Below are 19,362 nucleotides of genomic sequence, written 5' to 3'. Positions count from 1 at the left end.
TCTATTTCCCTATAGATAAAATCAATAATCTAATATCGTAGTTTTGCTTCTTGCAGTCACATTAATGGATGCAATAAAAAATAATATCAGGTCGGCATGGCGTTTTCACTCCCCGAAAAGAGAATGAAAACGCCATTATCACGACATCAGGCCACGATTGCGTCCATCGCCTGCAGAACTCGCTTGTCAGATATCGGGTACGGCGTGCCGAGCTGCTGGGCGAACAGGCTGACGCGCAGTTCCTCGATCATCCAGCGAACTTCCTGCACGTCGTCATCCTGGCAACGGTTAGGCGGCAGCTTATTCAGCCACTGCTGCCACGCCTGCTGGACGCTCTCTACCTTCAACATCTGCACGCGGTCGCGATGTGGATCGATAGCCATTTTCTCCAGACGTTTTTCAATCGCCTGCAGATAGCGCAGCGTGTCGCCCAGACGGCGGAAACCGTTGCCGGTAACGAAACCGCGATAAACCAGCCCGCTCATCTGCGATTTGATATCCGACAGCCCCAGCGCCATGGTCATATCCACGCGGCCTTTCAGACGCTTGTTGACGTTAAATACCGCGGTCAGAATCTGCTCGACCTGTTTGGCGATTTCCACCACCGTCTCGTTCAGCTCGGCGCGCACTTTTTCATGCAGTACGGCAAAGCCCTCTTCCGTCCACACCGGCCCCCCCGCTTCATCGATCAGCTTATCGACGCCGCAGGAAATACAGTCATCAATCAGATCCAGCACCTTACCGTACGGGTTGAAATAGAGCCCCAGCTTGGCTTTGTTCGGCAGCTTCTCGTGCAGATACTTAATTGGCGACGGAATGTTCAGCAGCAGTAAACGACGCAGACCGCGCCACATTGCCTGCTGCTGCTCCAGCGGATTATCAAACAGCTTGATCGCCACGCTGTCGCGTTCGTCCACCAGCGCGGGCCACGCTTTCACTTTATAATTGCCGCGCTTCTGCTCATAGCTCTCCGCGAGGGTGCCAAAACTCCAGATATGCAGCCCGCTCTGCTCGATACCGTCATCAGCGACTGCGGACAACGTCTCCTGCACTTTGCCCTTCAGAGCATCCTTCAGCTCCTGGAGCGAACGCCCTTCCTGCAGCTTCTTGTTCTTATCATCCACTACCCGGAAGGTGATTTTCAGGTGATCGGGCACCTGATCCCACTGCCAGGACTCGCGGTCGATAGTCACCCCGGTCATCCGGCGCAGTTCCCGCTCAAGAGAATCCAGCAGCGGCAACTCCAGCGGCGTCGCGCGGCCTAAAAACGCTTCCGCATAGTTGGGCGCGGGGACGAAGTTGCGGCGAACCGGCTTCGGCAGCGATTTAATCAGCGCGATAATCAGCTCGCGACGTAAACCGGGGATCTGCCATTCAAATCCGGCGTCTTCGACCTGATTTAATAAAGGCAGCGGAATATGCACCGTCACGCCGTCGGCGTCGGCACCCGGTTCAAACTGATAGGTGAGACGCAGCTTCAGGTTGCCCTGATGCCAGAAGTTCGGATAGTCCAACTTGCTGACCTGCTCCGCCCCCTCTTTAATCAGCATGCTCTTCTCAAAGTTGAGCAGATCCGGCGTCTCGCGACTCGCCAGTTTCCACCACTTATCGAAGTGGCGCGCGGAGACAACGTCATGGCTGATTCGCTGGTCGTAGAACTCAAACATCGTTTCGTCATCGACGAGAATGTCGCGGCGGCGCGATTTATGCTCCAGCTCTTCGATTTCGTTGCGCAGCTTCAGGTTGTCGCGGAAGAAGGCGTGACGCGTCTGCCAGTCGCCCTCCACCAGCGCGTGGCGGATAAACAGCTCGCGGCACAGAGCAGGGTCAATCTGGCTGTAATTCACCTTACGCGCGGCAACAATCGGCAGGCCGTAAACGGTGACCTTTTCGGTCGCCATCACCGCGCCCTGCGCGCGCTCCCAGTGCGGTTCGCTGTACGAGCGTTTAATCAGATGCTGCGCCACCGGTTCAACCCATTCCGGGTCAATACGCGCGGCAATGCGCCCCCACAGACGGCTGGTCTCCACCAGTTCAGCAACCATCGTCCACTTCGGCGGTTTCTTAAACAGTCCGGAACCGGGGAAGATGGAGAAACGCGCATTACGCGCGCCAGTAAACTCCTGCTTATCGGCGTCTTTCATGCCAATATGCGACAGCAAACCGGTCAGCAGCGCAACGTGAATTTCCCGATATTCAGCGGGTTCGCTGTTAACCGGAATACCCAGCTCTTTGACCACCTGACGCAGTTGGGTGTAAACATCCTGCCACTCGCGCACGCGCAGATAGTTAAGGAAATCGACCCGGCACTGTCGGCGGAACTGATTCGATGACAGCGCTTTCTGCTGTTCGCCGAGGTAGTTCCACAGGTTTACAAACGCCAGAAAGTCAGACTCTTTGTCGTGGAAACGGCGGTGTTTCTCATCGGATGCCTGCTGTTTATCCATCGGCCGCTCGCGCGGGTCCTGAATGGAGAGTGCCGAGGTGATAATCATCGCCTCGCGCACGCAACCGTGTTTTTGCGCTTCCAGCACCATCCGCGCCAGACGCGGATCGACCGGTAACTGGCTGAGCTGGCGGCCCATTGGCGTGAGCTTATACGCAGTCTGCTGCTCGTCGGTTGTAATCGCCCCGAGCTCTTCCAGCAGGCGCACGCCGTCCTGAATATTGCGCTTATCCGGCGCTTCAACAAACGGAAACGCGGCGATATCGCCCAGCCCCAGCGCGGTCATTTGCAGGATAACGGACGCCAGGTTGGTACGCAGAATTTCCGGGTCGGTAAACTCCGGGCGCGACAGGAAGTCATCTTCCGAATAGAGACGAATACAGATTCCTTCCGACACGCGACCACAGCGGCCTTTTCGCTGGTTAGCGGAGGCCTGTGAAACCGGCTCGATCGGCAAACGCTGCACTTTGGTGCGGAAACTGTAGCGGCTGATACGCGCGGTACCCGGGTCGATAACGTACTTGATACCCGGTACGGTCAGCGAGGTTTCCGCGACGTTGGTCGCCAGCACGATCCGCCGCCCACTATGAGCCTGGAACACGCGGTTCTGTTCGCTATTGGAAAGCCGCGCATACAGCGGTAGCACTTCCGTATGACGCAGATTTAGCTTATTGAGCGCATCGGCGGTATCGCGAATTTCACGCTCGCCGCTCATAAAGATCAGGATATCGCCGGCACTTTCACGCCCCAGCTCATCAACGGCGTCGAAAATCGCCTGTAGCTGATCGCGCTCGGTGTCGTCGGCGTCTTCAACGATTGGCCGATAGCGCACTTCCACCGGATAAGTTCGCCCGGATACTTCGATAATCGGCGCGTTATTAAAGTGGCGCGAAAAGCGTTCCGGGTCGATGGTCGCCGAAGTGATGATGATTTTCAGATCAGGACGACGCGGCAGCAGTTCACGCAGGTAGCCGAGCAGAAAGTCGATATTCAGGCTGCGCTCATGCGCTTCATCGATGATGATGGTGTCGTACTGCATCAGCAGTCGATCCTGCTGGATCTCTGCCAGCAGAATACCGTCGGTCATCAGCTTGACCATCGTGTTGTCGCTAACGTGGTCGCTGAAGCGGACTTTATAGCCAATACAGCCGCCCGGTTCCGTTTGCAGCTCTTCAGCAATACGGTTAGCGACGGTTCGCGCCGCCAGACGACGCGGCTGCGTATGGCCAATTAAACCTTTGACGCCGCGCCCCAGCTCCATACAGATTTTCGGCAACTGAGTGGTTTTACCGGAACCGGTCTCACCCGCCACGATCACCACCTGGTGGTCGCGTACGGCTTCGAGAATCTCTTGTTTTTTCTGGCTGACCGGCAGGTTTTCCGGATAGGTAATATCTGGTCGGGCGGCTTCGCGCAGCAGGACTCTCCCTGCCGCCTGTTCAATTTCTTGCGCCATCTCCTGAAGAATGGCCTGTTGAGCTTCAGGATTTTTAACCTTCTTCACGCCGTGCAGGCGACGGGCGAAGCGCGGTTTATCGCGCAACATCAGGCCATCAAGCCGTTGCAGGAGCTGTGAGAAGGTGATTTTTTGTTGTTCTGTCATAGCGTTATCGGGCAGCGCACTGCCGGGAAAAATCTCTTTTGAAGTATCGCGTTAGAGTACCACATCCGCACATTTTGTGCCTTGTTCAAAAAAACTGAACACAGAGTTCGATTTATTACGCTTTCTCTGTGGCATGATTGTGAATACAGTGTCAACAAGCACCAGGGCATCAGCCCGTCAATCACATTAAAAGGAAACACCCATGAGCAAGGTATTAGTTCTGAAATCCAGTATTCTGGCAGGGTACTCGCAATCTGGTCAGCTGTCCGACTATTTTGTTGAACAATGGCGTGAAAAGCACGCTGAAGACGTTATCACCGTGCGCGACCTGGCAGCAAATCCGATTCCGGTACTGGATGGCGAACTGGTTGGTGCTCTGCGTCCGAGCGATGCGCCGCTGACTCCGCGTCAGCAGGAAGCCCTCGCGCTTTCTGATGAGCTGATCGCTGAACTGCAGGCAAACGATGTGATTGTTATCGCCGCGCCGATGTACAACTTCAACATCCCAACCCAGTTGAAGAACTACTTCGACCTGGTGGCGCGCGCTGGCGTGACCTTCCGTTACACCGAGAAAGGTCCGGAAGGTCTGGTCACTGGTAAACGCGCCGTTGTTGTGACCAGCCGCGGTGGCATCCATAAAGATACCCCGACGGACCTGGTGACGCCGTACCTGTCTACCTTCCTGGGCTTTATCGGCATCACCGACGTGAACTTCGTGTTCGCTGAAGGTATCGCTTACGGTCCGGAAGTGGCTTCCAAAGCGCAGTCTGACGCAAAAGCCGCCATCGACAGCGTTGTTGCTGCATAAGGCTGAACGCCTCCCGCTTCACTGCGGGAGGCATATTTTACTTTTTCTCGTAGCGCAAATACCCCGCCACGCCGCCGCCCCCATCCTTTGGATGATTGATCCCATTGCTCACCTCAACGCAAGGAAAATCGAAAGGCGATACCCCTTCAATGCACGCCACATTCACACCATACTGCTGCGGATTCGAACGCCGCTGATGAAAAGTGTAGATCCCGCACACCGAGCAAAAAAAGTGCACGGCTTCGCCAGTATTAAAGCGATACTCCGTGAGCTTATCTCGTCCACGTAATATATCGATTCCTGCAAGCGGAGCAGAGACCGCCACCGCTCCCCGCATCCGACAGTACGAACAGTTGCAGCGCCGAATGGTATTGAATCCATCGCTGAGTTCAACGGTAAATGCCACCGCGCCGCAGTGGCACTGAGCGGACAGTTTTTCAGCCATAGCGTCTTCTCTCTTCAGGCATTGGTCGTACAGCCTGTATTAGGGTGAATGTAAAGAACAGCCTGCGAACATACTTAACCATTCACGCCATTAATGCCAGTATCAACATCATCTACGTTGCGGTTTGCCGTTTCCCCGGAGGCGGTGCTGCGCACCTGTCCGGGCTACAAAACCAGCGCCCGTCTGTAGCCCGGACAGGCGCATCGCGCCGCCTCCGGGATTCATTCCCAACCAGATTTTTATATCAAACCACTAATGCCACTAACCACATCACCCACGTTGCGGCGACAGCCATCAGCGTTCGGCGAAGCTGTTTGAGTACGCCCTGCTGGCGCTCGATAAACGTCAGTTCACGCAACCTTGCGCGCCGCCAGATAAAAGCCAGCGCCTCTCCGACATGCTCGTTATTCTCCTGCGTGATGAGCGTGAAATAACGTGCATCCAGCCAGATTCGCCAGCAGCCAAAAAAAACGATCCCGCATAGCAACACGATGACGGCGCGCATCACGCCCGGTGGCGCGATAAACATCGCCCATAGCAATGGCGGAGTAGCAAACAGCAGCAGATAACGCCAGCTGGCCAGCGTGTGCTGAAGTAAACGATGCTGAAGATCCGCCTCAGTTGTTACATTGTCACTTTCTGCTGCCATTGCCGTAGCTTCTCCATATGTTCATTCGTCAGCACCACCTGCGGGCGACTTCGGCGCAGAGAGGAAACCGCCTGCTCTACCGTTGCCACATGGCCGTAGCACAAGAGCCATGCTGCCACCACCATCGCGCTGCGCGACAATCCCAACGCGCAGTGAACCAGCACCGAACCCTGCTCCTCGCGCAGTGTTTCCAGCATCGCCACCGCCAGCCGCAGCTCGGCTTCCTCCGGCGGCACCAGATCCAGCATCGGTACGCAATAATAGGCGCGTGATAACGTGGCGCGGCTGCGCGGAAATTCACAGGTCAGATCCAGCACCACATGTTGTTCAGGCGGGAGACGCGGATAGCTGCCGAGGTAAACGCCCGCAGCGATGGCGCTTACCGGCGGCAGACGGCGTGTGAACCAACACATCGACAACCACATGCCAGCGCGCCACGGGAGCGTCAACCAGTACACAGCTGGCGGCAGTCGCCCCTGCTCATCTTTGCCCATAGTCGCCGCGCCAAACCCACCATAGCCGCGTCCGGCAATCAGCAGCGCCAGCATCGGCCAAAGCAGCACGATCGGCAGCCAAACGGACCAATGTATTAACAGCATTGCGATCAATACGCAGAGGACAAAACCCAGCAAGTAATACCGCGCCAGCCTGAAGTGGGCTATATCCGGCTGCTGCCAGCGCCAGCGGCTTTGATAAGGCACCATCCAGTCGATTAACATCCCCACCGCAAGCCCGGTCACAATATCAATGAAATGATGCTGCCAGGTGGTCAGTACCGAAACCGCAATCAGTAAAAACCAACCACTGCATAGCCTGCACCAGCCGCCGGAAAGGTGGCGGCTGAAATGACGCCACAGCAGCCAGCAGAGAATAATATGCAGAGATGGCGACTGATTATACGGTAAGTCAAACTGCTCAAGCTGGCTGAACAACCAGCCCGCCGCGCCGGAAACCGGCGGGCGCGTAAAGCTAAACTGCAAGGGGAAAAGTGCAAATCCGACGCAGGCGAGAACCGAAGCTAACACCAGGCGGTGCACCAGCCGCCGCTGCTCAAAACGCGTCGCACAGACAAACAGCGACAGCCCGTAAAACAGATCCAGACTCCAGTAAGGAATAATGCTCCACGGAATAAAGGGGATCGCCGACTCCCAACCAAACACGATGCTACCAACGTCATGGTGCTGAGCATCGCGAAAGGCGGTAAACAGATTCAGCTTGCCGTAGGTGAAGAAGAAAAACGGAGCCAAAAAGAGTAACCAGCCAACCGCCTGCAGCATGACCTTACGACGTTCAGTCATCACGACGCACCGCCATGGAAACGGTGAAAATCCCCCACTCGTCAATCAGCTGCGTACATTTCTCAAAGCCCGCTTCGTGCACCAGAGCATCCATTTCGCCCTGGGTACGCACCCGCATCACCCACGCTTTGCCATCTTTATGGCTGGTCAGCGACCAGGCGATGGTTTTTAACTGCGGGTGCCACGGCTGGCCGGTATAAATCAGCACCCCACCAGGCGGGATAGCCTGCGCAAGGCCTTTTAGCGACTCACGCACCGGCGCATTTTCCGGGAACAGCTCGTACAGCCCGGAGACAATGCCCAGCGTCGGTTTCGGTTCCAGCGCCGCCAGCTCCGCGCGGTTAAAGGCATCGCCCTGCTCAAAGCGCGCGCGGGCTGACATACCGCGTTCCGCGATCATCTGCAGGCCTTTCTCAACGTTCAGCTCGCTGTAATCACGCAGCAAAATGTCGCTTACCGTCGTTTCTGCCTCCAGCGCATCGAGCACGTAGCGCCCATGTCCGGCGGCGATATCCACCACCCGCACCGGCATGCCTTGTGCTGAGAGTTGCGCCACTGCTTGCTGAATCAACTGCTGGAGATGGACCTTACGCTGACGAATACCGCGCCAGCCAACGCTATTCAGGTAATTCTTGTCGATGTGTCGCCCCAGCCAGCTGCTGCCCTGCGGCTGGTTACGGTAGACGTAATCGAGGGTGCTGCCAGAGTCAAAACCGGTTGTAAAACCCAGACGTACACCGGCGGATTGAGTCCCCAGCATCCTCATCGCATAACGCAGACCACGGTAAGCAAAATCGTCGAAAGAGTAAGGCTCCGGGCCGCCGTTCAATTGCCGCCAGCTATCCGCCCCCGGACTCCAGCGCGCGGTCGCGCTCACCCAAGGTATCGTGATAAAAACCGGGCAGCACATGCATTTCTTTCAGCGGGTGACGCAAACGCTGGTAAAAATCACGCTGCGGCTTACGGTGAACCACATAATCCGCACCGGAAACCAGCATCAGCGTCGGTAAGGTGATTGCCGCCGCATCGCTCACCAGCCGCTCCGCCGTGCGGTAGAGATCGAGCAAAATATTGACCGCAATCGCCCGCGCAATCAGCGGGTCCTGATTAAAACTCGCCACGCGCTGCGGGTCGTGCGTCAGGTATTTTCCTTTTACATAGGAATTAACAAAAAACAGGCCGCGCAGTTTGTGCATCAATCCCAGACCCGCGCGCGCGAACGGGACGTAGAGCTTGACCTTAAACGCGGGCGAAGCCAGCACCAGGCCGCGAATATTCGGCGCATAATCATGGGCCCAGGCGGCGGCCAGCACCGCGCCAACGCTTTGTGCAATCACCGTAACGTCCAGCATGTCCGCCTGAGAATTCGCCGCCGCAAAGCGAACAAATTCATCGACATCGCGCACCGAGCGCGCCAGCGAGGGACTGAACCCGCGCGCTCCTGGGGAGCACCCGTGACCGCGTGCGTCCCATGCATAAAAATCGGCCTCAGGCATGGCTAACTCATCGACGATATGCTGCAAACGCCCGGAGTGCTCGTGCCCCCGATGGAACAGCACAATCACTTTGCGCGGTGCTCCCGCAGCAAGGGCCGGCCAGTAGCGATAAAACAGCGACGTGTTGTCGCTGGTAGCAAAGTGGTGTTCCTGCGCAATGCGAGTCTCAACCATGAGATTTTTATCCTTGTGTACGTCGTAGCGTTAGTAGCAGAAATAGCGAATAAAGTGGAAAAACACCGGTGCGGTAAAAATCAGTGAATCAAGTCGGTCAAGAATGCCGCCGTGGCCCGGCAGCAGCGTGCCGCTATCTTTCACGCCAATATCACGCTTCACGGCCGACATCACCACATCACCGCAAAAACCGGTGACGCCGATGATTACCCCCGCCAACAGCGACATCCCCCAGCCAAGCGGCGTCATTAACGGTCCCAGCAGCAGTGCGGCCAGTGTCGTAGAGCCGATCCCGCCCAGCAGCCCGGCCAGCGTCTTGTTCGGGCTCACTTTTGGCGTCACCTTGATGCGCCCCAACGATTTGCCCCACAGATACTGCGCGACATCGTTAAATTCGGTGAGCCCAACAAGGTACAGCACCAGCAGCGCGCCGGTTTGCAGGCCGTCGGCGGGAAGTATTAGCAAAAAAGCAACATGGCTCACGGCAAAAACGGTGGTCATCAATCCCCAGTGCAACTGAGCCGCACTGTGTAAGAAGCCCTGAGTCTCGCCCACCAGCACCATCCGGGCAGGCAAAAAGAGAAAGGCATTAACCGGAATAAAAATAATGAACAGCCCATACCAGTCGATGCCGATTAACCCGTAGTTAATGGGGATAGCGATAAACATCCACAGTACGGGCATCCGGTCGGCATCGCGCGCAGGCACCAGCGTCAGAAACTCCTTTAACGCCAGCACGCTCACCAGCGCAAAGAAGGTTAACGCCAGCCAGCGGGGACTGATGAGCGCCAGAGAGAAGAGAACGACAATCACCCACCAGGTGCGGATGCGTAGGGTCAGCTCGCGCCAGTCTTTATTCGGTTTGCACCAGACCAACAGACCATTAATCAGCGTCGCCAGCAGCAGCACGGCGAAGACCGCGACCAGCGATTTTTCCAGCAGCATCATGGGTGATTCCCCGGAAGCACGCTGCGACAGCGGTTGATGATGGTCCAGATCAATAGCAGCGTGACAATCCCCCACGCGACATTGCACCACGCGATCAACTCCGGCCAGCCGCTCAGCGCCAGTCCCCAGGCGCCGAACACCAACGCGCGATCGCTCTTACCCATGGGGCCCGCATAGCTTCGCACGCCGTTAATCGCCTGCGCCAGAACCCCGGCGAATTCGCTGAAAACGGTGAAAAATAACATCGACAGCACCAGCAGCGGGCTGCTGCCAGGCAATAATATAAAGGGAAGATAGAGCGCGATATCGGATAAGACATCGCCGAATTCATTCAACAGCGCGCCGAGCCGGGTCTTCTGATGACATTCCCGGGCCAGCATGCCGTCCAGCGCATTTAGCGCCATACGGATAAACAGCACGACCGGCAGGAGCCAGAACAGTTCGGGATTGGGGAACAGCAGCAACAGACCGCCGGTGAGAAATGAGAGTGCCATCGCGGCCAGGGTAACCTGATTAGCGGTGATCTGTTTCTTCGCCAGGCAGAACATTAGCGGTCGCAACAGCGCCTGAAACGTCGGTTTCACGCAGTAGAGGGTCATTATCAGTCCTTGATAAGGCAAAGGACCATACTGCATCAGAGCGCTATCCGACCGCCACTGCGCTTACTATAACAACGCCAGTTTCAGAATTAATTCAGACTCTGGCGCGGATTCATGTTACTGCTGCGACTTCGGCTTCAGGTTTTCATCAAACTCCAGCCGCTTACGGTCGGGCTCTGCTTCGCTCAGCGGTTGCACCTCAAAAAGCGTGTTCTGGCAACGTTCTACCAGCACCTGATACTCACGGGTGCCCTGCTTTTTCCACGTCAGCTCCTGCTCAGTTAAGCTGCGAATCGCTTTCGCCGGGCTACCGACGATCAGATGGTTAGCGGGCATCTCAGCCCGCGCCTTCACAAACGCCGACGCGCCAACAATGCTATTTTCACCAATGGTCGCGCCGTCGATAATCACCGCGCTCATGCCAACCAGCGCATTACGCCCAATCACACAACCGTGCAGGATCGCGCCGTGGCCGATATGCCCGTCCTCTTCCACTACCGTATCCTGCCCCGGAAAACCGTGCATCACGCAGTTATCCTGAATGTTCGCCCCATCTTTCACCACGATACGACCAAAGTCGCCGCGCAGGCTGGCGTTAGGGCCAACGTAAACTCCTTTGCCGAGAATCACATCGCCAATCAGCACGGCAGTTGGGTGAACGTAGCTTTCGTTAGGTACGACGGGGATCATTCCGTCCATCTGGTAAATCGGCATGGCGTCTCCTGTTACGTATTAGCACGGTCTGCTCCCTCTCCCCAAAGGGGCGAGGGAACAGTGCGGCAATGTTTTCCCCTGCAGTGCAAAGAGTTAGCTCTTTTTCAGGCTAACCCACCAAAGCGTTGATAATAGAGCGGCCCCGGCGCAGGCAGTTCGCCCACCGAGCTTTCGCTTTTTTCACTGACAAAGGCCTGTGCCCCGGGTGCGACACGTTGATAGATATTGATACATAGCTGACGCGCGGTTTGTCCCAGCCAGTGAGCAGGCAGCAGCTCCTCTGGCAACAGCGGATCTTTTAACACCACGCGGCGGTAAAAATGGATCAGCAGCAGACGAATCTGGAAGCAACGCTCCGGCGTCAGTTCGTCCGCCTCGGCATCACGCAGCAGCGGCAACAACGGACGAAACAGGGTGATAAACGCCTCATACATGGCGTTTTGTTCGGTCAGATGCCAGCACTCTTCAACCCGTTCACGCAGCGCAGCGCGGGAGAGCGCCAGCGGCGAATGGGCTTCAAAACAGATAACATTTTCCGCCACTCCCGCTTCGTGAAGCAAGGACTGCACGTCGGCGAGCTTTTGCGACGGCGAGGCCAGCAGGCTTGGTGCCAGCGCGCCAAACCCCTGCCAGATCAGCTGCTTTTTGACTTCCGCGAGGGTGTTTCTTTCTAACCCTTCCGAGAGTAACAGCAGCCAGGTGCCGTCCCACTCCGGGGCGCTGGCGCGATAAATTTTGTTCTCGGCGCGACGGGTTAAGCGCAGACCTTTGTCGCTCAGCCGGTAAAAGCTGCGGCGTCCAATACGCACCACGTCCAGCCACTCCTCTTTATTGAGACGAAACAGCGCTGTGCGCACAAAGCGTTCGCCAAAGCCGAGTCCTTCAAGCAGTGCCGCGACGCTGCCGAGCCACACTTCCCCGCCGCGCTGGGATAAGCAGTCGCCGTATAACGAGGCGATAAGCGAGGTGCCGCTCACCGGCATCGCAGTCACCGCCTGCTGAATAAAGCTATCGAGTTTGTCCATATGATTCATTCTGTTGTTATTTTTGTCCTTTTTGAATCATAGCACAGGAAATCCCGGAGGCGGTGCTACGCACCTGTCCGGGCTACGAGCTTGAGACATCGGGTAGCCCGGACAGGCGCAACGCGCCGCCTCCGGGAAAAGGTGTTAACCGTTAGCGGCAGCTTTACGCAAATCAAACACCCGGCACGCCTTACCTTCGGAGCGAGGAATGCTGCCACAGTTAACGATGCTGACGTCGGTGGAAATCCCGACCATCGACTTAATGCGATGGCGCAGATGGTGGCAAATCTGACAGCGCTGCTCATGGTCCAGCGCCAGACCGCTCTCTTTTAGCTCCACGCGCACGGAAAGTGAATCAAGATGCCCACGGCGATCCACTTCCAGCTGGTAATGCGGGGCCAGATGTTCAATCTTGAGGATCTCTTCTTCCAGCTGCGACGGGAAGACGTTGACGCCGCGAATAATCAGCATGTCATCGCTGCGCCCACTGATGCGATCCATCCGGCGCATAGTGCGGGCGGTGCCCGGCAGCAGGCGCGTCAGATCGCGAGTGCGATAGCGGATCACCGGCAGCGCTTCTTTAGTCAGGGTGGTGAACAATAATTCACCATGCTCGCCGTCGGACAGCGGCGTGCCATCGTCCGGATTGACCACCTCAGGGAAGAAATGGTCTTCCCAGATAGTCGGGCCATCGCCGGTTTCAATGCATTCCATCGCCACGCCCGGCCCCATCACTTCGGACAGGCCGTAAATATCCAGCGCGGTAATCCCCAGACGACGCTCGATTTCGGCGCGCATTCCCGCCGTCCACGGCTCGGCGCCAAAGACGCCGGTACGCAGCGAGCAGCCGCGCGCGTCGCCGCCCATCTGGCGTTCGAGTTCTTCAATCAGATTCAGGCAGTAAGACGGCGTCACCATGATCATGTCAGGCTTGAAATCACGAATCAGCTGCGCCTGTTTCTCGGTTTGTCCACCGGACATCGGGATCACCGTGGCCCCTAAACGTTCCGCGCCGTAATGCGCGCCCAGGCCGCCGGTAAACAGGCCGTAGCCGTAGGCGACGTGGATTTTGTCCTTCGCCGTGCCGCCCGCCGCACGCAGGGAGCGCGCCACGATATTGGCCCAGGTGTCGATATCATTTTGCGTATAGCCGACGACAGTCGGTTTACCGGTGGTACCGGACGACGCGTGGATACGCACCACCTGCTCCATCGGCACCGCGAAGGTGTCGAACGGATAGTTATCACGCAGGTCCTGCTTAGTGGTGCAGGGAAACTTGCTCAGATCGCTCAGCTCACGAAAATCATCCGGGTGAACGCCCGCCGCGTCAAACTTACGGCGATACATCGGCACATTTTCATAGGCACGTTTGAGCGTCCACTTCAGACGTTCGGTTTGCAGAGCCTCTAATTCGTCACGCGATGCAGTTTCAATCGGATCTAATGTTGTTGTAGTTGTCATTTTGTAGGGTATCCGCAGGTCAATTAGCTCACACTCGCTCGAGGATCAGGGCAATGCCCTGGCCCACGCCAATACACATCGTACACAGCGCATAGCGTCCATTGCGTCGTTCCAGTTCCAGCGTTGCTGCCAGCACTAAGCGCACGCCGCTCATGCCCAACGGGTGGCCTAAGGCGATGGCGCCCCCGTTGGGATTCACGTGTTCAGCATCATCTGCCAGACCGAGCTGGCGCATCACGCCTAACGCCTGAGCGGCAAACGCTTCGTTCAGTTCAATCACATCCATATCGTTAATATTCAGCCCGGCGCGCTCCAGCACTTTACGCACTGCGGGCACCGGCCCCAGCCCCATAAACTTCGGCTCCACGCCCGCCGTGGCCATCGCCACGATGCGCGCTCGCGGCGTCAGCCCCTGCGCACTAGCCTGTTCTGCGCTGGCAATGATCATCGCCGCCGCGCCATCGTTCACGCCGGAGGCGTTGCCAGCGGTGATCACGCCGCCTTTGCGAAACGGGGTTTTCAGTTGAGAAAGCTGTTCGAGGGTAGTTTCCGCACGCGGATGTTCATCATCACGCACCGCGCTAACCGCGCCCTTCTTGGCGATAATCTGCACCGGCACAATTTCCTGCGCCAGAATACCGTCGCGCTGCGCTTTGGCGGTACGCTGCTGGCTACGGTAAGCAAAGGCGTCCTGGTCTTCGCGGCTGATATTTAACAATTCAGCTACATTCTCCGCCGTTTCCGGCATGCTGTCAGTTCCAAATTGTTGCTGCATGAGCGGGTTCACAAAACGCCAGCCGATGGTGGTATCGAACATCTCCGCCTGACGCTGGAATGGCGTGGTGGCTTTGCCCATCACAAACGGCGCACGGGACATGGATTCCACGCCACCGGCAATCAGCAGATCCGCATCACCGGCTTTAATCGCCCGAGCGGCAAAGCCGATCGCGTCCAGCCCGGAACCGCACAGGCGGTTGATGGTGGTGCCCGGCACAGAGTGCGGATAGCCCGCCAGCAGCGTCGCCATATGCGCCACGTTGCGGTTATCTTCCCCGGCCTGGTTGGCGCAGCCGAAAATCACATCGTCGATGGCGCTGGCGTCAAGCGCGGGGTTACGGCTGAGTAATTCCCGCAGCGGAATGGCCGCCAGATCGTCGGCGCGCACACCGGCCAGCGCACCGCCGTAGCGACCAATCGGGGTACGAATGCCGTCACAAATAAACGCGTCACGCATTAGACTTCTCCTGTAATAGTGCCGCCGATGCGGTGCGATTTGCCGCGAAACAGGGCCACGATTTTTTGCTGCTGGTTGATAATTTCAATGTCATAGACGCCGGTCAGCTTGCCCTGCTGCTTGACCCGCGCGGTGGCGGTCAGCAGCTCACCAACAAAGGCCGGACGCAGAAAATCGATGCTGGCGGCAGAGGCCACCGCCGCCAGCCCCTGGCTGTTGCAGGCGTAGGCGAATGCAGTATCGGCGAGCGAAAATAATTGTCCACCGTGGCAGGTTTGATGGCCGTTTAACATGTTCGGTGACACCGCCATGGTCATCTGCGCAAAACCTTCGTCCATTTCGATAATCTTGATACCCAGCGTTTTGGCACAGGTGTCGTTCTCGTACATGGCGCGAGCGTTGCGCCAGGCTTTGTTACTCATGACGCATCTCCAGTAGCGCTTTTTCGCGCAGCAGCGCACTCGGGCGATAGCGTTCTTCGCCGTAGTGTTGTTGTAAGTTTTCCAGCAGGCGCAGCACGCGCGCCCAGCCCAGCGACTCGCCCCAGGCAATCGGGCCCTGTGGGTAGTTGACGCCCAACCGCATGGCGGTATCGATGTCCTCGGTGCTGGCGACGCCTTTTTGCACTGCGTCCAGCGCTTCGTTCGCCAGCATCGCCACCGTGCGCCACACCAGCAGGCCCGGGTAGTCGGCAATGCGTAGCACTTTTTTGCCCTGCTGCTGGAAGAAATAAACCGCTTTGTCGGTAGCGGATTGCGGATTGGTGGCGGCACTTGCCAGCACCACCGTGTCGCCCGCCGCGTAGTCGTACACCACCACCGGGCGATTGTGTTGGACGCTTAAGGCCAGCGCGGTTTCGCCAGTGGTTTCCAGCAGCAGCACCTCGTCTAATTCGGTGACAACGTCACGCTCAATATTCTTTGCGGCACATTGCGCTGATAGCGCAGCCAGCGCCAGTTCCGGTTGTGCTTCCACAGGCCAGCGATAGACGCCGTGACCGCTTTTCTTCCCCAGACGTCCGGCGATGGCCAGCTCCTGTTGCAGCAGCGACGGCAGAAAACGACGGTCCTGCCAAAAGGCGTTAAACACTGAACAGGTCACGGCAAAATTGACGTCCTGACCGATAAGATCGGTTAAAGCCAGCGGCCCCATCGGAAACCCGCCGCCGTCGCGCAATGCGGCGTCAATCACTTCAGGTGCTGCCACCTGCTCTTCCAGTGCCCGCCAGGCTTCGGCATAAAACGGACGCGCCACGCGGTTGACGATAAAGCCCGGCGTTGAACGGCAGCGCACCGGCTGTTTGCCCCACGCGCTCACGCACTGGCACAGTTGCTCAACCACTTCCGTTGAGGTCGCCAGCCCGCTGACCACTTCGACCAGCTTCATCACCGGCGCAGGGTTAAAGAAATGCAGCCCGGCCACGCGCTCGGGGTGTTTGATTCCGGCGGCAATGGCGGTGATGGAAATCGACGAGGTATTGCTGGTCAACAGCGTCGACGGGGAGCAAATCTCCGCCAGCTGGCTGAACAGTGCCTGTTTGATCTCCAGGCGCTCGGACGCCGCTTCAATCACCAGCTGTGCGTCGGCAAGTTGATTCAGTTCAGTTGCTGGCGTGATACGCGCCAGCAGCGTCTGCGCCTGCTCAGCGCTGATTTTTCCGCGGCTGACGCGGGAATCCAGACGCTGAGCGATACCGTCGATAGCACGGGTAATCGCCTCAGCAGAAATGTCATACAGCAGCACCGAATGCCCGGCGCTGGCGGCAACCTCAATAATGCCCGCGCCCATGGTGCCACCGCCAATCACGGCGACCGTGTGAAGTGTTTGCGTCATGGCTTATTTCCCGCTGAACTGTGGAGGACGTTTGCCTAGGAAGGCGCTGACGCCCTCGCGGTAGTCGTCGCTGCGCCCGGCGAGGCGCTGGAAATCGCGCTCGACGTCAAGCTGGTCATCCAGGGAGTTGGTTTCTGCCAGCTGCAACGCTTTTTTGATAAGTCCTAAGCCGTAGGTGGGCTGGGAAGCCAGATGGCGCGCCAGCGTCAGGCTGGTGTCTTTCAGTTCCGCGTCATCCACCAGCTGCCAGATCATGCCCCACTGCGCGGCCTGTTCGGCGCTTAAGCTGTCGCCCAGCAGCATCAGCCCCATGGCGCGGGCACGGGTGGTGACGCGCGGCAGCACCCAGCTACCGCCGCAGTCCGGCACCAGGCCGAGCTTGCTGAACGCCATCACAAATTTGGCGGAGCGCGCCGCCAGCACGATATCGCAGCCCAGCGCCAGCGTGGCACCGGCGCCTGCCGCCACGCCGTTGACCGCGCAAATCACCGGCTTGGGCAGCGCGGCTAAGCGACGCACCAGCGGGTTATAAAAACGCTCCACCGACATACCTAAATCCGGCGCGGGGCCGCTCGGGTCGACGTTGCGGTCGTTCAGATCCTGTCCGGCGCAAAAACCGCGTCCGGCACCGGTAATCAGCAGGCAGCGAATGGTGTCGTCGCGTTCGGCCTGCTTGAGACATTCAGAGAGCTGCTGGTGCATGGCGTCGTTAAAGCTGTTGAGCCTGTCCGGGCGGTTCAGGGTAATCGTCATCACGCCCTGGTCGATATCGCTAAGAATGAATGCGTCCACGGTTAACGTCCTTTGAAAGCTGGGGTGCGTTTTTCTAAAAAGGCAGCGATGCCTTCGCGACGGTCTTCGGTGGCGCTGAGCAGCGTAAACAGCTGGCGCTCCTGCATTAGCCCAGCCTGCAAACTCACTTCCTGCGCCAGACGCAGCGACTGCTTGGCGGCACGCAGCGCCAGCGGCGAGTGGCGGGCAATCGTCGCCGCCAGTTTCAGCGCGTATTCGTCAGAAAGGTTGGCCGGATGGATATCGCTGACCAGCCCGGCCTGCTGCGCGCGTAGGGCACCAATGGTTTCACCGCTCAGCACCATGCGGCTGGCCAGCCCTTTGCCGACGCTACGAATCAGGCGCTGGGTGCCGCCCGCCCCCGGCATGGTGCCGAGGGTGATTTCCGGCAGACCAAAGCGCGCGTTATCTCCGGCAATCACCAGGTCACACAGCAGCGCCAGCTCGCAGCCCGCACCCAGCGCATAGCCGTTGACCACCGCAATCAGCGGCTTATTGAAGGTATCGATACGCGCCCATAAGCGCGGGCGAATATCGTCAAAGGTGGCGGGCAGGTCTTTATCCGCCATTTCATTAAGATCCGCGCCCGCCGCGAAGTAGCGCGGGTTACCACTTATCACGCAGACGCTAACGCTTGAGTCTGCCGAAGCACTTTCCAGCGTCTCGGCAATCTGCGTCAGCAACGCGTTATTCAGCGCATTACGCGCCTGCGGACGGTTCAGAGTTAGCTGTAAAACGCGGTCGTGACGGGTTATCAGCAGTTCGCTCATGCCATCCCCCGCGCATCAAAGTCGACTATCACATCGCCGCTGGTCGGCAGCGCCTGACAGCTCAGCACATAACCCGCCGCCAGTTCATCGGCTTCGAGGCTGTAGTTCGCCGCCATCGCTACTTCGCCGCGCACCACTTTGCATTTGCAGGTAGCGCAGACGCCGCCTTTGCAGGCAAACGGCAGGTCGGCACCCTGGCGCAGCGCGGCGTCGAGAATGCTGTCGTCTTCCGCTGAAAGGGAAATCAGACGTTCGCGACCGTCCTGACGCAACGTGACCGTGCGTCCTTCAGCCTGGACGCCGGTGGCGCGCTTGACGCTGGTTCCCGGCGTATTGAAACGCTCGAGGTGAATGGCTTTTTCCGGCATCCCCAGCGCACACAGCGTGGTTTCAGCATCGTCCATCATCGCCGACGGACCGCAGATAAAGGCGTCGTCAAAGCGGCTGAAATCGAGCAGATGTTCAGACAGCGCGCGCAGTTTGTCGCCGTCAATGCGACCTTGTAACAGGTCGCTGTCCATCGACTCCTGGCTGAACAGATGAATCACCTGTAAACGCTGCGGATAGCGGTCTTTCAGGTCAGCCAGCGCCTGGCGGAACATCATGCTGTGGCTGCTACGGTTGCCGTAAATCAGAGTGAAGCGGCTGTCGGGTTCAATCGTCAGCGTGGCTTCGATTATCGCCATCATCGGCGTGATGCCGGAACCAGCAGCAATTGCCAGATATTCGGCCTGCCGTTCAGCCTGTGGCTGGTAGCCGAAGTGGCCCTGCGGCACCATCACCTCAAATGCCATGCCCTGCTGGATATCGCTCTGGGCAAAGCGCGAGAAACGCCCGCCGTCGATGGCTTTCACCGCCACGCTGATTTCAGACGGCGAGCGGCTGCGGCAGATGGAGTAGCAACGGCGTAGTTCTTCGCCGCCAAGGCGAGTTTTCAGCGTCAGATGCTGGCCCGGCCGAAACGCGTATTGATTACGCAGCGCGTCGGGAATGGCAAAAGTGATGGTCACCGCATCGCGGGTTTCCGGCTCAACGTTTGCCACGGTAAGCGAATGAAATGTTGTCAT

Annotated in this window: 16 protein-coding genes and 1 pseudogene; 1 reads left to right on the top strand and 16 read right to left on the bottom strand. The window is 58.0% G+C overall.

All coding sequences use genetic code 11. From position 1 onward, the window contains the following. Positions 1-146 precede the first annotated feature (146 nt). The gene (gene hrpA, locus HV127_RS20620; RefSeq protein ID WP_182238357.1) at positions 147-4,049 is read right to left on the bottom strand and encodes an ATP-dependent RNA helicase HrpA; all 3,903 of its coding nucleotides are present in this window, start codon (positions 4,047-4,049) and stop codon (positions 147-149) included. 202 nt (positions 4,050-4,251) lie between these two features. Here hrpA and azoR point away from each other — a divergent pair, with 202 nt between their 5' ends. After that, positions 4,252-4,857, top strand: coding sequence for an FMN-dependent NADH-azoreductase (gene azoR / locus HV127_RS20615; RefSeq protein WP_110274817.1), 606 nt, complete (start codon positions 4,252-4,254; stop codon positions 4,855-4,857). Positions 4,858-4,894: 37 nt separating this feature from the next. Here the strand turns inward: azoR and HV127_RS20610 are convergent, their stop codons facing one another. The 15 genes and pseudogenes from HV127_RS20610 to paaE form a co-directional block, all read right to left on the bottom strand. After that, positions 4,895-5,302, bottom strand: coding sequence for a GFA family protein (locus tag HV127_RS20610; protein WP_182238355.1), 408 nt, complete (start codon positions 5,300-5,302; stop codon positions 4,895-4,897). A gap of 244 nt (positions 5,303-5,546) precedes the next feature. After that, the gene (locus tag HV127_RS20605) at positions 5,547-5,951 is read right to left on the bottom strand and encodes a hypothetical protein (protein ID WP_182238353.1); all 405 of its coding nucleotides are present in this window, start codon (positions 5,949-5,951) and stop codon (positions 5,547-5,549) included. Next, positions 5,927-7,252, bottom strand: a complete 1,326-nt coding sequence (locus tag HV127_RS20600; protein WP_182238351.1) for a phosphatase PAP2/dual specificity phosphatase family protein — start codon at positions 7,250-7,252, stop codon at positions 5,927-5,929. The genes HV127_RS20605 and HV127_RS20600 overlap by 25 nt, the downstream gene beginning before the upstream one ends. After that, positions 7,242-8,919 (bottom strand): annotated as a pseudogene (locus HV127_RS20595) (bifunctional alpha/beta hydrolase/class I SAM-dependent methyltransferase). The gene HV127_RS20600 and the pseudogene HV127_RS20595 overlap by 11 nt, the downstream one beginning before the upstream one ends. A gap of 30 nt (positions 8,920-8,949) precedes the next feature. Further along, a complete protein-coding gene (locus HV127_RS20590) occupies positions 8,950-9,867 on the bottom strand; it encodes a phosphatidate cytidylyltransferase (protein WP_182238348.1) in 918 nt (305 codons plus the stop codon). After that, positions 9,864-10,466: a CDP-alcohol phosphatidyltransferase family protein gene (locus HV127_RS20585; RefSeq protein WP_182238346.1), complete on the bottom strand. Its 603-nt coding sequence runs from the start codon at positions 10,464-10,466 to the stop codon at positions 9,864-9,866. The genes HV127_RS20590 and HV127_RS20585 overlap by 4 nt, the downstream gene beginning before the upstream one ends. Positions 10,467-10,583: 117 nt before the next feature. Beyond that, the gene (paaY, locus tag HV127_RS20580) at positions 10,584-11,180 is read right to left on the bottom strand and encodes a phenylacetic acid degradation protein PaaY (protein ID WP_182238344.1); all 597 of its coding nucleotides are present in this window, start codon (positions 11,178-11,180) and stop codon (positions 10,584-10,586) included. Positions 11,181-11,284: 104 nt separating this feature from the next. Next, complete coding sequence (paaX, locus tag HV127_RS20575; RefSeq protein ID WP_182238342.1) at positions 11,285-12,205, bottom strand: phenylacetic acid degradation operon negative regulatory protein PaaX; 921 nt, start codon at positions 12,203-12,205, stop codon at positions 11,285-11,287. A gap of 144 nt (positions 12,206-12,349) precedes the next feature. Further along, a complete protein-coding gene (paaK, locus tag HV127_RS20570) occupies positions 12,350-13,666 on the bottom strand; it encodes a phenylacetate--CoA ligase PaaK (RefSeq protein ID WP_182238340.1) in 1,317 nt (438 codons plus the stop codon). A 28-nt stretch (positions 13,667-13,694) separates the two neighbouring features. Beyond that, positions 13,695-14,900: a 3-oxoadipyl-CoA thiolase gene (gene pcaF / locus HV127_RS20565; RefSeq protein WP_182238338.1), complete on the bottom strand. Its 1,206-nt coding sequence runs from the start codon at positions 14,898-14,900 to the stop codon at positions 13,695-13,697. Further along, a complete protein-coding gene (gene paaI, locus HV127_RS20560; protein ID WP_182238336.1) occupies positions 14,900-15,322 on the bottom strand; it encodes a hydroxyphenylacetyl-CoA thioesterase PaaI in 423 nt (140 codons plus the stop codon). Before paaI ends, pcaF begins: the two co-directional genes overlap by 1 nt. Beyond that, positions 15,315-16,733 carry a 3-hydroxyacyl-CoA dehydrogenase gene (locus tag HV127_RS20555; protein WP_182238334.1) on the bottom strand — a complete coding sequence of 473 codons (1,419 nt, stop codon included), beginning with the start codon at positions 16,731-16,733 and terminating at the stop codon, positions 15,315-15,317. Before HV127_RS20555 ends, paaI begins: the two co-directional genes overlap by 8 nt. Positions 16,734-16,736: 3 nt before the next feature. Beyond that, the gene (paaG, locus tag HV127_RS20550) at positions 16,737-17,525 is read right to left on the bottom strand and encodes a 2-(1,2-epoxy-1,2-dihydrophenyl)acetyl-CoA isomerase PaaG (RefSeq protein ID WP_182238332.1); all 789 of its coding nucleotides are present in this window, start codon (positions 17,523-17,525) and stop codon (positions 16,737-16,739) included. A gap of 2 nt (positions 17,526-17,527) precedes the next feature. Next, the gene (paaF, locus tag HV127_RS20545) at positions 17,528-18,295 is read right to left on the bottom strand and encodes a 2,3-dehydroadipyl-CoA hydratase PaaF (protein ID WP_182238330.1); all 768 of its coding nucleotides are present in this window, start codon (positions 18,293-18,295) and stop codon (positions 17,528-17,530) included. After that, positions 18,292-19,362 carry a 1,2-phenylacetyl-CoA epoxidase subunit PaaE gene (gene paaE, locus HV127_RS20540; RefSeq protein ID WP_182238328.1) on the bottom strand — a complete coding sequence of 357 codons (1,071 nt, stop codon included), beginning with the start codon at positions 19,360-19,362 and terminating at the stop codon, positions 18,292-18,294. Before paaE ends, paaF begins: the two co-directional genes overlap by 4 nt.

This window comes from Klebsiella sp. RHBSTW-00215, from assembly GCF_014103785.1.
Lineage (GTDB): Bacteria > Pseudomonadota > Gammaproteobacteria > Enterobacterales > Enterobacteriaceae > Klebsiella.
The sequence above is the reverse complement of the archived record's forward strand: the minus strand, read 5'-3'. Positions and strand labels throughout refer to the sequence as shown.

Bases quoted from the DNA above. Each gene is read 5' to 3' on its own strand.
- HV127_RS20555 (WP_182238334.1), bottom strand. From the start codon at position 16,733: ATGACGCAAACACTTCACACGGTCGCCGTGATTGGCGGTGGCACCATG.
- paaK (WP_182238340.1), bottom strand. From the start codon at position 13,666: ATGACAACTACAACAACATTAGATCCGATTGAAACTGCATCGCGTGAC.
- paaX (WP_182238342.1), bottom strand. From the start codon at position 12,205: ATGGACAAACTCGATAGCTTTATTCAGCAGGCGGTGACTGCGATGCCG.
- paaI (WP_182238336.1), bottom strand. From the start codon at position 15,322: ATGAGTAACAAAGCCTGGCGCAACGCTCGCGCCATGTACGAGAACGAC.
- azoR (WP_110274817.1), top strand. From the start codon at position 4,252: ATGAGCAAGGTATTAGTTCTGAAATCCAGTATTCTGGCAGGGTACTCG.
- HV127_RS20610 (WP_182238355.1), bottom strand. From the start codon at position 5,302: ATGGCTGAAAAACTGTCCGCTCAGTGCCACTGCGGCGCGGTGGCATTT.
- pcaF (WP_182238338.1), bottom strand. From the start codon at position 14,900: ATGCGTGACGCGTTTATTTGTGACGGCATTCGTACCCCGATTGGTCGC.
- HV127_RS20605 (WP_182238353.1), bottom strand. From the start codon at position 5,951: ATGGCAGCAGAAAGTGACAATGTAACAACTGAGGCGGATCTTCAGCAT.
- paaY (WP_182238344.1), bottom strand. From the start codon at position 11,180: ATGCCGATTTACCAGATGGACGGAATGATCCCCGTCGTACCTAACGAA.
- paaE (WP_182238328.1), bottom strand. From the start codon at position 19,362: ATGACAACATTTCATTCGCTTACCGTGGCAAACGTTGAGCCGGAAACC.
- paaF (WP_182238330.1), bottom strand. From the start codon at position 18,295: ATGAGCGAACTGCTGATAACCCGTCACGACCGCGTTTTACAGCTAACT.
- hrpA (WP_182238357.1), bottom strand. From the start codon at position 4,049: ATGACAGAACAACAAAAAATCACCTTCTCACAGCTCCTGCAACGGCTT.
- HV127_RS20590 (WP_182238348.1), bottom strand. From the start codon at position 9,867: ATGATGCTGCTGGAAAAATCGCTGGTCGCGGTCTTCGCCGTGCTGCTG.
- HV127_RS20585 (WP_182238346.1), bottom strand. From the start codon at position 10,466: ATGACCCTCTACTGCGTGAAACCGACGTTTCAGGCGCTGTTGCGACCG.